General features: G+C 68.7%; 13 protein-coding genes. 5 read left to right on the top strand and 8 right to left on the bottom strand.

Annotation, left to right across the window (positions count from 1 at the left end; all coding sequences use genetic code 11):
- The 6 genes from VHB27_RS13710 to VHB27_RS13685 form a co-directional block, all read right to left on the bottom strand.
- Positions 1 to 421: sulfite exporter TauE/SafE family protein (locus VHB27_RS13710; protein ID WP_325601305.1), on the bottom strand; the 421-nt coding region annotated here is incomplete at its 3' end.
- 97 nt (positions 422 to 518) lie between these two features.
- Complete coding sequence (locus VHB27_RS13705) at positions 519 to 1847, bottom strand: NAD(P)/FAD-dependent oxidoreductase (RefSeq protein WP_325601303.1); 1329 nt, start codon at positions 1845 to 1847, stop codon at positions 519 to 521.
- Positions 1848 to 1856: 9 nt separating this feature from the next.
- Entirely contained in the window at positions 1857 to 2294 is a 438-nt protein-coding gene (locus VHB27_RS13700; RefSeq protein ID WP_408904001.1) for a DUF6691 family protein, read from the bottom strand.
- The gene (locus tag VHB27_RS13695; RefSeq protein WP_325601299.1) at positions 2291 to 2725 is read right to left on the bottom strand and encodes a YeeE/YedE family protein; all 435 of its coding nucleotides are present in this window, start codon (positions 2723 to 2725) and stop codon (positions 2291 to 2293) included. Before VHB27_RS13695 ends, VHB27_RS13700 begins: the two co-directional genes overlap by 4 nt.
- 24 nt (positions 2726 to 2749) lie before the next feature.
- A complete protein-coding gene (locus VHB27_RS13690) occupies positions 2750 to 3193 on the bottom strand; it encodes a metalloregulator ArsR/SmtB family transcription factor (protein WP_325601297.1) in 444 nt (147 codons plus the stop codon).
- A complete protein-coding gene (locus VHB27_RS13685) occupies positions 3186 to 3806 on the bottom strand; it encodes a peroxiredoxin (RefSeq protein WP_413788629.1) in 621 nt (206 codons plus the stop codon). The genes VHB27_RS13690 and VHB27_RS13685 overlap by 8 nt, the downstream gene beginning before the upstream one ends.
- Before the next feature lie 157 nt (positions 3807 to 3963).
- On the opposite strand from VHB27_RS13685, the gene VHB27_RS13680 reads away from it, so the two are divergent.
- From VHB27_RS13680 to VHB27_RS13670, 3 genes are all read left to right on the top strand, one after another.
- Positions 3964 to 4908 carry an MBL fold metallo-hydrolase gene (locus VHB27_RS13680; RefSeq protein WP_325601293.1) on the top strand — a complete coding sequence of 315 codons (945 nt, stop codon included), beginning with the start codon at positions 3964 to 3966 and terminating at the stop codon, positions 4906 to 4908.
- Between the two features lie 133 nt (positions 4909 to 5041).
- Positions 5042 to 6232 carry a CaiB/BaiF CoA transferase family protein gene (locus VHB27_RS13675; protein ID WP_325601291.1) on the top strand — a complete coding sequence of 397 codons (1191 nt, stop codon included), beginning with the start codon at positions 5042 to 5044 and terminating at the stop codon, positions 6230 to 6232.
- Positions 6229 to 6936 (top strand): glutathione S-transferase family protein, encoded by a 708-nt coding sequence (locus VHB27_RS13670; RefSeq protein WP_325601289.1) that lies wholly within the window; start codon positions 6229 to 6231, stop codon positions 6934 to 6936. Before VHB27_RS13675 ends, VHB27_RS13670 begins: the two co-directional genes overlap by 4 nt.
- Positions 6937 to 7061: 125 nt before the next feature.
- Here VHB27_RS13670 and VHB27_RS13665 read toward each other — a convergent pair whose 3' ends face one another.
- Entirely contained in the window at positions 7062 to 8549 is a 1488-nt protein-coding gene (locus tag VHB27_RS13665) for an aldehyde dehydrogenase family protein (protein WP_325601287.1), read from the bottom strand.
- 146 nt (positions 8550 to 8695) lie between these two features.
- Here VHB27_RS13665 and VHB27_RS13660 point away from each other — a divergent pair, with 146 nt between their 5' ends.
- Positions 8696 to 9139, top strand: coding sequence for a hypothetical protein (locus tag VHB27_RS13660; protein ID WP_325601285.1), 444 nt, complete (start codon positions 8696 to 8698; stop codon positions 9137 to 9139).
- A gap of 22 nt (positions 9140 to 9161) precedes the next feature.
- On the top strand, positions 9162 to 9914 hold the full coding sequence (locus VHB27_RS13655) for an SDR family NAD(P)-dependent oxidoreductase (protein WP_325601283.1): 753 nt from the start codon (positions 9162 to 9164) through the stop codon (positions 9912 to 9914).
- Between the two features lie 76 nt (positions 9915 to 9990).
- On the opposite strand, the gene VHB27_RS13650 is transcribed toward VHB27_RS13655, so the two are convergent.
- The coding region (locus tag VHB27_RS13650) for an NAD-dependent succinate-semialdehyde dehydrogenase (RefSeq protein WP_325601281.1) at positions 9991 to 11408 on the bottom strand (1418 nt) is incomplete at its 5' end.

Raw genomic sequence — 11408 nt, 5'->3', positions numbered from 1 at the left:
CCTGCCCGCCCTTTCCCAGCCCCCCCTTTCCCGGCCCGGCCATCGCGGCGGCCCGGTCCTTGCGGCGAAGCATGAGCACGCCGACGACGATCATCAGGATCGCGAAGAGGAACAGCAGGCGCTTGCCGTCCACCTGCTTGCCGGCGAAAGAGCCAAGGGTCGCACCCACCACGCCCACGACGGAAAACAGGATCGCGCACTGCCAGCGCACCAGCCCCTGCCGGGCATAGCCGCCGAAATTGCTGAAGGCGTTGGCGGAGACGGCGAGCGCCCCGGTGCCGATCGCGACATGGGGCGACAGGCCCACGACATACAGCAGGAGCGGCGTCGCCATGATCGACCCGCCGCCGCCGATCAGCCCGAGGGTGAACCCGACCAGGCTGCCGCAGAGAATGGCGAGACCGCCGTGGAGCCAATCCATGCTTTCCGTTCCGTCTGTCGTTCGGGGTCTTCGTGTCGGCCTCAGCCCTCGGGGCTCAGCCCTGAAGCCCCAGCCTTTGGGGCTCAGCCCTTGGGGTTCAGCCGCGGGGCGCGGCTGCGATCATGCACGGGGCGGCAAGCCACTCCCGGCCCTTGAGCATTCCCTGCCAGTAGATCCAGGGCAGCATCCGATCCTTCAGGAACCAGGCCGCGCGGCTTGGCTTCTGGCCGTCGATGATGAATTTCGGGAAGGTCGGCTGCAGCGTGCCGCCATAGCCGAACTCGGCGAGCACGATGCGGCCACGCTCCACCGTCAGCGGGCAGGACCCGTAGCCGTCGTATTCGGCCACCGGCGGTTTGCCGGCGAGCGCCGCCAGCACGTTGAGCGCGACGACCGGGGCCTGCTTGCGGGCGGCAGCGGCGGTCTTCGCGTTGGAGGTGGAGCAGGCGTCGCCCAGCGCGAAGATGTCGGGATAGCGGACATGCCGCATGGTCGCGGGGTCCACGTCGACCCAGCCGCCGGCGCCGGCAAGCGGGCCCGACCGGACGAAATCCGGGGCGCATTGCGGCGGCACCGCATGCAGCATGTCGAACGGATGCTGCACGCGCTCGACCGTCCCGTCCGCGCCCTTGCATTCGAACGTCGCGACCTTCGCGGGGCCGTCGACCGCGACCAGTTTCGATTCGAACCGCAGGTCCACGCCGTATCGGCGGACGTAGTCCATCAGCGCCGGCACATAGGCCGCGACGCCGAACAGCACCGCGCCCGCATTGTGGAATTCCACTTGCGTCTTCCCCAGCGTGCCCGCGCGCGACCACTGGTCGCAGGACAGGTAAAGCGCCTTCTGCGGGGCGCCGGCACACTTGATCGGCATCGGCGGCTGGGTGAACAGCGCTCGGCCGCCCGCGAGCGCGCGCACCACGTGGTTCGTGTAGGGGGCGAGGTCGAAGCGATAGTTCGACGTGACGTTGTTCCGGCCGAGCGTTTCGGAAAGGCCCGGAATGGCGTCCCAATCGAGTTTGATGCCGGGGGCGACGACCAGCGCCCGATAGCCGACCGCGCTGCCGTCCTCCAGCACGACCTCGTTCGTCTCCGGCGAGAAGCCGCTGGCGGGCTTCTGGATCCAGGCCACCTCTTTCGGCATCACCGCGGCCATGGGGCGGCGCGTGACCTCGGGGCGGAAGACACCCGCGCCGACCAGCGTCCAGCCCGGCTGGTAGAAATGATCCTGCGCCGGATCGATGACGGCGATCGACAGGCCCGGCTTGCGCTTCAGCAGGCTCGACGCGGTGGCGATGCCGGCGCTGCCGCCGCCCACGATGACGACGTCATGGGTCCTGGCGGGCGGGCGGGCCGCCCGCGCGGCCTCCGTCCCGGTCGCATGAAAAGAGGCGATGCCATCCTGGCTTTGGGCTTCGAACGTCATGGCGTTTCCTCAGGGTGCCGGCTGTTGCTGTTGAGACCGGGGCCGGAGCAGCGCGCGGTACAGCGCCATGCCGGCCAGCATTGCTGCGACGAACAGGAGGCTTTTGCCGATCCCGAGTCCGAGGGAGGCGATGGCGGGCCCGGGGCAAAACCCTGCGAGGCCCCAGCCGATTCCGAACAGCGCGGCGCCACCCAGCAGCCGGCCGTCGATCCGGTCCGCCGTCGGCCAACCGAACCGGGCTGCGAGCAGCGGGCGCGGTCGGCGTCGGGCAACCGCGACCCCTATCATGGACACCGCGACGGCGCCGACCAGGACGAAAGCGAGGCTGGGGTCCCAGTCACCCGCGAGGTCCAGGAAGCCAAGCACCCGCGCCGGATTGAGCATGCCGGAGAGGGCAAGGCCGATGCCGAAGACCAACCCCGCGAACCCTCCCGCGAGCGGCCTCATGACACGCCTGCCGACAGGAGGTGGCGGGTGACGAAGACGGTCACGATCGCGGCCGCCATGAAGACGCCCACCGCCGCGAAGGAGCGCGGAGAGAGGCGGGCGAGGCCGCAGACGCCATGGCCGCTGGTGCAGCCGGAGCCGAGGCGGGTGCCGAAACCGACCAGGAAGCCGCCGAGGACAAGCGTGCCCGCGCCTGCCGCGATATCGACCCGGGGCAGGTGGCCGGCGAGAAGCGCGTAAACCAGCGGACCCAGCAGCAGGCCAAGCAGGAAGAGCAGGTTGGTCGAGGTCTGCGCGCTCCGCGGCTCAAGGACGCTGCCGAGGATTCCGCTGATCCCGGCGATGCGCCCGTTGAGCAGCAGGAACAGAGCCGCGGCCCCACCGATGAGGAAGCCGCCGCACAGGGACTGAAGGTAGAGCGCCCAGTTCATGTTGGCCTCGGTTTCATTCCCGCCTCAGCCGCCCGCGGCGGGGTGAAGGCGGGCGAAGGCGGCAGCGCCCGCCAGAAGGAACGGTGTGCCGGCCGGCGTGCCGCGTGGCGCGGCCGGTGCCGCGTCGGGCCGGGCGGCGAACGCACCGGCGCCTTCGGGACAGAAGATGTCGTGCAGCGCCGCGAGCAGGGCGGCCACGCGGGCATCCGCCAGGCGATAGATCACCGCCTTGGCCTCCCGCCGTCCCTGAATGACGCCCGCCTCGCGCAGCGCACCCAATTGCTGCGACAGGTTCGGCTGGCGGATGCCGAGCCGGGATTCGATCTCGCTGACGGCGAATTCCCCCTCGGCCAGCAGGCAGGCGATCATCAGGCGCTGCGGATTGCCCAGCAGCTTCAGCAGGTCGGCGACCGCCTCGGCCCGTGCGCCGAATGCCGCGGGAAGCGGCGCGTCCGTCGGTTCAGCCATCGATGGCCCCCAGTCTGTAGTACCAATCCCCCGGCTCGAGGGCTGGCGCGAACGGCATGCCCGGCATCAGGATCGGCGGCGGCATCAGCACGGCCCCGCCCGGCAGCCAGCCTTCCGGCGTGAAGACCTGCTCGCGGTCGCTGGTCTGCAGGGCGGTCACGAGGCGGAGGAGTTCCTCGACGCTGCGGCCGACCGTCATCGGATACCAGGTGATGGCGCGGATGATGCCGGCCGGATCGATCACGAAGCTCGCCCGGACGGTGGCGCTGGTATGGGCGCCCGGATGCAGCATCCCGTAGGCCCGCGCGATGACCATGGAGGGGTCTTCGACGATCGGGAACGGGACGCGGACGCCGAACTGCGTCTCGATGCTGCGGAGCCAGGCGATATGGGCGAACAGGCTGTCGACCGAGAGGCCCAGCAGGTCGCAGCCGAGCGCCTGGAACCGGTCATAGGCCTGGGAGAAGGCGATGAACTCGCTTGCGCAGACGGGGGTGAAGTCGGCGGGGTGGGCGAAGAAGACCAGCCAGCGGCCGCGATAGTCCGCCAGCGCGCGTTCGCCATGCGTCGTGCGGGCTCGGAAGCCGGGTGCGGGTTCGTTGAGCAGCGGCAGGGCCTGCGGCCCGGTTGGGGTGGTCGTGGTCTGATCGGTGGGTTGCGTCACCGGCGCCTCTTTTGGCTTTGCGTCGCGCCCATATCATTATATACTTCATGAAAGTCAATATCGAACTTTCGATAATGATAGGCGGCCGCCAAAACAGGAGGGTCCCATGCCCAGCGGTACAAACATCGCAACCGACCAAGGCCTCGCCGAAGCCCAGGCAATCGTCGTCCGAACCCGGGAATCGCGCCGCGGGCCCGAGGTCGCGGCGTTCTTTCACGAACCGACCAACACCGCCTCCTACGTCGTCAGCGACCCGGCAAGCGGGCGCTGCGCCGTCATCGACTCCGTGTTGGATTACGACGCCGCCGCCGGACGCACGGCGTTCACCGCGGCGGACGGGATCATCGCCTTCGTCCGGAAGAAGGGGCTGCAGGTCGAATGGATCCTGGAAACCCATGTCCATGCCGACCACCTCTCCGCCGCGCCCTATATCAAGCAGAGCCTCGGCGGCCGGCTGGGCATCGGCGAGAACATCCGCGTGGTGCAGCAGATCTTCGGCAAGGTCTTCAATGCCGGCACCGCGTTCCAGCGCGACGGCAGCCAGTTCGACCACCTGTTCAAGGACGGCGAGCGGTTCGCGATCGGCGGGATCGAAGCGGTCGCGCTGCACACGCCCGGCCATACCCCGGCCTGCATGACCTATGTCGTGGGGGACGCGGCCTTCATCGGCGACACGCTGTTCATGCCGGATTACGGCACGGCGCGGGCCGATTTCCCCGGCGGCGACGCGGCGACGCTCTACCGGTCGGCGCGCCGCGTGCTGTCGCTCCCCGACCAGACGCGGCTGTTCCTCTGCCACGACTACAAGGCGCCGGGGCGCGATGCGTATGCCTGGGAAACCACGGTCGCCGCCGAACGGCAGGACAATGTGCACGTGCATGACGGCGTGCCGGAGGCGGAATTCGTGCGCATGCGCACGGCGCGCGACGCGACGCTCGGCATGCCGAAGCTGATACTGCCGTCCGTCCAGGTGAACATGCGGGCAGGCGAGTTCCCCCCGCCCGAGGACAACGGCCAGCGCTACCTGAAGATCCCGCTCAACCAGCTTTGAGGCCGCTCGGACCGGAAGGTCGTAATCTCGGGTCTCGGCCGGGCCGATCGGGCCTGCGGCGGACGGTGGACGATATTTGCCCCCTTGCGCCCACCGACCATATCCTTCGCCTTGGACAGCGAAGGTTTGCCCCATGCCCGGCCCCCTAGACGGCATCCGCATCGTCGACCTCACCTCCATGATCTCCGGCCCCCAGGCGACGATGATCCTCGCCGACCAGGGGGCGGACGTGATCAAGGTGGAAAACCCCGATGGCGGCGACCACACCCGTGCGGCGAACAACCGGCGGAACGGGTTCTCGGCGTCGTTCCTGAACAACAACCGCAACAAGCGGTCCTTGGCGCTCGACCTGAAGGACCCGGCGGCCCGCGATGCGCTGCTGCGCCTGGTCGCCACGGCCGACGTGTTCATCCAGAACTTCCGTCCCGGCGTGATCGAGCGCATGGGGCTGGGCGAGGACGCGGTCCGAGCGGTGGCGCCGGCGATCGTTTATGTGTCGATCAGCGGCTTTGGGGAGACCGGGCCTTACGCCCAGAAGCCGGTCTATGACCCGCTGATCCAGGCCGTCTCGGGCCTGGCGTCGGTGCAAGCAGGGTCCGACACCGAACGTCCGCGCCTGGTGCGCACCATCCTGCCCGACAAGCTGACCGGCATGACCGCTGCCCAAGCCATCACCGCCGCGTTGCTGCACAAGGCGCGCACGGGTCAGGGGCAGCATGTCCGGCTGTCGATGCTGGACACCGTCGTCGCGTTCCTCTGGGGCTCCGACATGGGCAGCCAGACCTTCGTCGAGGAGCACATCCCCCAGCAGGAGGCCGCCAGCTTCATCGACCTGATCTATGAGACCGCCACCTCCGCCATCACCGCCGCGGTGCAGACCAACAAGGAATGGCTGGCGCTGACCCGCGCGCTGGAAAAGCCGGAATGGCTGGATGACCCGCGCTTCAAGACACCGGCGCTGCGCCAGCGCCACATCAACGAACGCCTGGCGCTGATCCAGGAGACATTGATGACCCGCCCGGCCGAGGAATGGCTGGAACGCCTGACGCGAGAGGGCGTGCCCTGCGCCCCGGTGCTGACCCGGACGCAGATGATCGGCCATCCGCAGGTCGCGGCCAACGGCATCGTCGTCGAGACCGCGCATCCCCAGGCCGGTGCGCTGCGCCAGGCGCGGCCGGCCGCCCGGTTTTCCGCGACGCCGGCCACGATCCGCGCCGGCGGACCGGCGCTGGGCCAGCACACGGCGGAGATCCTGGCCGGCCTGGGCTACACGCCGGCCGAAATCAGCGCCATCGGCGCATCCGTGACGGAGAGTGCGGCATGATCGACCTGTATTTCTGGCCGACGCCGAACGGGTGGAAAATCAGCATCATGCTGGAGGAAACCGGGCTGCCCTATACGCTGAAGCCGGTGGATATCGGCGCCGGCGACCAATTCAAGCCGGACTTCTTGGCGATCAGCCCGAACGCACGGATGCCCGCGATCGTCGACCATGACACTCCGGACGGGCCGACGCCTGTCTTCGAGTCCGGCGCGATCCTGCTGCACCTGGCGGTGAAGTCCGGCGAACTGATGCCCACCACCGCCCGCGGGCGGAAGGAGTGCCTGGAATGGCTGTTCTGGCAGGTCGGCAACCTGGGGCCGATGGCCGGCCAGCTCAGCCATTTCGTGAACTATGCGAAGCAGGTCGAGGACACCGACCACGGCTATGCCCATCGCCGCTACGCCGGGGAATACAACCGCTGCCTGGGCGTTCTGGAGCGGCGGCTGGCCGACCGGCCGTTCATTCTGGGGGACGCGTATTCGATCGCCGACATCATCTGCTTCCCCTGGGTGCTGATCGCCAAGCCGCTGGGCCAGTCGCTGGAGGAGTTCCCCAAGGTCGCGGACTGGCGGGCCAGGATCAAGGACCGGCCGGCGGTGCGGCGCGGCGTCGATGTCGGAAAGGACTTCCGACGCCAGGGGCCGCACACCGAGGCCGCGAAGAAAGTGCTGTTCGGCCAGACCGCGAAGTCGCTGCCGGCGTGATGCCGTCGGCGCTCGCTGCGAGCCCCGGACCCTAGCCCGGCGCCGGGGTGCCGGTTGGGCACCAGGATAGCAGGCGGAGCCCGATCAGCAGGCGGGGGGAGTTGCCGACGCTCGGCCTCGGTCCCCTACATGCGCGGCGTGTTCAGGTTCACCGTCACGTTCTTCCGCTGGGTGAAGCTGTCCAGCATCCCTTCCAGCGAGAACTCCCGCCCCAGGCCGCTCTGCTTGTAGCCGCCATAGGAATGGCCGGGCTGCTGGCCGAGGCCCTGGTTCACCTGCACCCAGCCGCTTTCGATCGCATGCGCCGTGCGCAGGCCGCTGCCGATGTCGTGCGTCCAGACATAGGCGGCGAGGCCATAATGGCTGTCGTTGGCCATGCGGACCGCGTCTTCCTCATTTTCCCAGGGGATGGCGACGAGGACCGGGCCGAAGATCTCCTCGCGCGCCAGCCGCCAGTCGTTGGAGGTGTCGGCGAACACGGTCGGCACGGCGAAATAGCCCTGCGACAGCGGGCCTTCCTTCGGCGGCAGGCCGCCGAAGACCAGGCGGGCATCCTTGCGCTTCAGGCCTTCGTCCACATAGCCGCAGACCTTGCGGAACTGCTTTTCGTTGATGATGGCGCCGATGTCGCTGGCTTCGTCCAGCGGGTCGCCCAGCTTCAGGGCCTGGGTCTTGGCGGTCAGCTTCTCCAGGAAGCTGTCGAAGATGTCCTGGTGCAGGAACAGGCGCGAGCCGGCGGTGCAGGACTGGCTCTGGCGGGTGAAGCGCATGCCGGCGATGACGCCGTCGACGACCCAGTCCTCGTTCGCGTCGGGATAGACGATCGCGGGGCTTTTGCCGCCGAGTTCCAGGGAGACGGGGACGATCCGGTCGGCGGCGGCGTGCATGATGATCTTGCCGACCTCGGTCGAGCCGGTGAAGGACAGCTTGCGGATCGCCGGATGGTTGGCCAACGGGCCGCCGCATTCCTCGCCGAGGCCGGTCAGCAGGTTCAGCACGCCGGGGGGCAGGACCTGCTGGCAGACCTCGGTCATGAACAGCACGCCCAGCGGCGCGTCCTCGGCCGCTTTCAGCACCAGCGTATTCCCGGCGCAGAGGGCCGGGGCGATCTTCAGCGCACCCAGCAGCACCGGCGCGTTCCAGGGGATGATGGCGCCGACGACGCCCAGCGGCTCGCGCCGCGTGTAGCTGAGGACATGTTCGCCCAACGGAATGGTCTCGCCCTTCAGCTCGCTGGCGAGCCCGCCGAAATAGCGGAAAATGTCGGCAGTTAAAGTGGCTTCCGGCCGAGCCTGGGTGCGGATGGCGTTGCCGGTCTCCTCGGCGATGATGTGGGCGAGTTCCTCGATGCGAGCTTCCATCGCGTCGGCGATGCGCATCAGCAGCCGGCCGCGCTGGCGTGGCGGCACCTTGCTCCACGCCGGGAACGCCGTCTGCGCGGCCGTCACCGCTCGGTTCACGTCCTCGGCGGCGCCGCGGGGGATGGTGGCGATCGGCGTGCGGCGGCCGGGATTTTCCACCGTCAGCCGCTGGCCGGAGGCTGCGTCGACCCATTCGCCGCCGATCAGCATCTTCGCCGCTTTCAGGTGTTGGGTCTGCTCGACGACGTCCATGGGGCCGGTCTCCTCGACAGCGATTGTTATGTGGAACGGGGTATAGCGGCGACGGGTTGCCGGGTCCAGGCGGGCGATCCGCTTGACGTACCGCCGGACCGGTGTTCCGCTATATCCTATAGGGTATAGCGAAGCGAGGGGAACGGATGGCGAAGCCAGAGGTCCGGCTGCTGGACGAGATCCATATCGATGACGGGCGCGCCTTCATCGAGTTCCGCTTCAGCGACACGGCGGGGAACCGGCAGGCGGTCCAGATCGATTTCGGTTATGTCGAGACCCTGGCGGCGGTGTTCCAGCAGGCCTTCCTGTCGGCGACGCTGTCGGAGCACCAGGGGGAGAGCCAGGGGGAGAACCGGGGGGAGAACCTGAGCCTGGGCCAGGATTGGCTCGCGGTGCCGCGCGCCGATATCGATCATCCGGTCAGCGTCGGCGTCGATGTCATGAGCGGACGGGTCGTCGCCATGTTCCTGCTGGGGTCTCCGTTCCAAGTCTGCTATGCGCTGCCGCGGGACTCGGCGCGGATGCTGTCGCGCGACCTGCAGATGGCGGCGGACGAGGCACATGCCGTGCAGAGCCAGCCCCGGAACTGACATTCGACCAGAAGGAACAAGCATGGCCCTGACGATTTTGGTGACCGGCGCCAGCGCCGGCTTCGGCGCCGCGATGGCGCGCCGGTTCGTGCGCGACGGCCATCGCGTCATCGCGGCGGCGCGCCGCACCGACCGGCTGGAGGCGTTGCAGCGGGAACTGGGCGATGCGCTGCTGCCGTTCGCCTTGGACGTTACGGATGAAACCTCCGTCGCCGCGCTGCCCGGCAGCCTGCCGGCCGGCTGGCAGGCGGTCGACGTGCTGGTGAACAACGCCGGCCTCGCGCTGGGGCTGGACCCGGCGCAGAAAGCGTCGATGGCGGACTGGGACCGCATGGTGGCGGTGAACGTTTCGGCCGTGCTGCACATGACGCATGCGCTGCTGCCGGGCATGGTGGCGCGCGATCGCGGCCACATCATCAATATCGGCAGCACCGCCGGCACCTATCCGTATCCCGGCGGGCATGTCTATGGCGCGTCCAAGGCGTTCGTGAAGCAGTTCAGCCTGAACCTGCGCGCGGACCTGATCGGCACCGGCGTGCGGGTGACCGACCTGGAGCCGGGGCTGGTCGGCGGCACGGAGTTCAGCGTCACCCGCTTCGGCGGCGACGCGACGCGGGCCGCCTCGGTCTACGCCGGGACCACGCCGCTGTCCGCCGAGGACATCGCCGAGGCGGCCGCCTGGGTCATCGGCCTGCCGGCGCATATGAACATCAACCGCATGGAGATCATGCCGACCTGCCAGGCCTCGGGACCGCTGGCGATCAAGCGAAGCTGAACCGGCGGCTCTTCGTCCGCCATGACGAACGAAAGCGGCGGACGCACCGCGCGTCCGCCGCCGTCATCGGGACCAATCAGGCCGTCAGGTGCGAAACGTTCTTGACGACCGTGTAATGCGTCAGGCCCTCGGTGCCGCCCTCGCGGCCGATGCCGCTGTCCTTCACGCCACCGAACGGGGTTTCGGCGCTGGAGGCGACGAAGTGGTTGATCGACAGGTTGCCGACCTCCACCCGTTCCGCCAGTTGTTCGGCGACGCGGGCATCGTTGGTGAAGGCATAGCCGGCCAGGCCATAGGCGACGGAGTTGGCCTTCTCGATCGCCTCGTCGACCGTCTTGACGCGGCTGATCAGCGCCAGCGGACCGAACGGCTCTTCGCGCATGGCCAGGGCGTCGTCCGGGATGTCGGCAATCACCGTCATCGGGTAATAGTAACCGCGATTGCCGATGCGGTTGCCGCCGGTCGTCACGCGCGCGCCCCTGGCTTTGGCGTCGGCGACGAGTTCCTCCATCTTGGCGATGCGGCGGTCGTTGGCGAGCGGCCCCATGTCGTTGTCCGGGTCGAGGCCGTTGCCGATCTTGAACGACGCCGCCTTCTGCGTGAAGGAGTCGGTGAACTGGTCGTAGATCTTGTCCTGCACGAAGAACCGCGTCGGCGCGACGCAGACCTGCCCGGCGTTGCGCGACTTGCCGATCGCCGACTTCGTTCCGACCGAAACCGGATCGACGTCGTCACAGACGAACACCGGCGAATGGCCGCCCAGCTCCATGATCACAGGCTTCATGTGCGCGCCCGCCATGGCGGACAGGTGCTTGCCGACGGGCACCGAACCGGTGAAGGTCACCAGCCGCACCGACGGCTGCGGGATCAGGTACTCGGACACCTCGGACGGCACGCCGAACACCAGGTTCAGCACGCCCTTGGGCAGGCCCGCGTCATGGAAGGCCTGCACGAGCTGCACGGCGCCGGCGGGCGTTTCCTCGGACGCTTTCAGGATGATGCTGCAGCCCGCGCCCAGCGCGCCGCCGACCTTGCGGGCCGGTGAGCTCATCGGGAAGTTCCAGGGCGAGAAGCCCGCGACCACGCCGATCGGCTGGCGCAGCACGGTGTGGCGCATGCCGTCCTCGGCGGGGATGACGCGGCCATAGACGCGGCGGCCTTCATGCGCGTCCCATTCGATGATCTCGCAGCCGCGGATGATTTCCAGGCGCGCCTGGGCGATCGGCTTGCCTTGCTCCAGGGTCATGGCGACGGCCATCTCTTCGACCCGCTCGCGGATGAGCTGGGTGGCGCGCATGATGATCTCCACCCGTTTGGACGGCGCCGTGTGCGACCAGACGCGGAAGCCTTCCTGCGCGGCGGCCAGTGCGTCGTCGAGGTCGGCGCGCGTGGCGTGCGGCACGGTGCCGAGGACGCTTTCATCCGCCGGGTTGATGACCGGGGCGCCCGAGCGGGTGCGCCATTCGCCGCCGACGTAGAGTTTCAGTTCGGGAT

This window comes from Rhodopila sp. (genome assembly GCF_035548235.1).
GTDB lineage: Bacteria > Pseudomonadota > Alphaproteobacteria > Acetobacterales > Acetobacteraceae > Rhodopila.
This window is presented reverse-complemented; position numbering and strand designations above follow the sequence as displayed.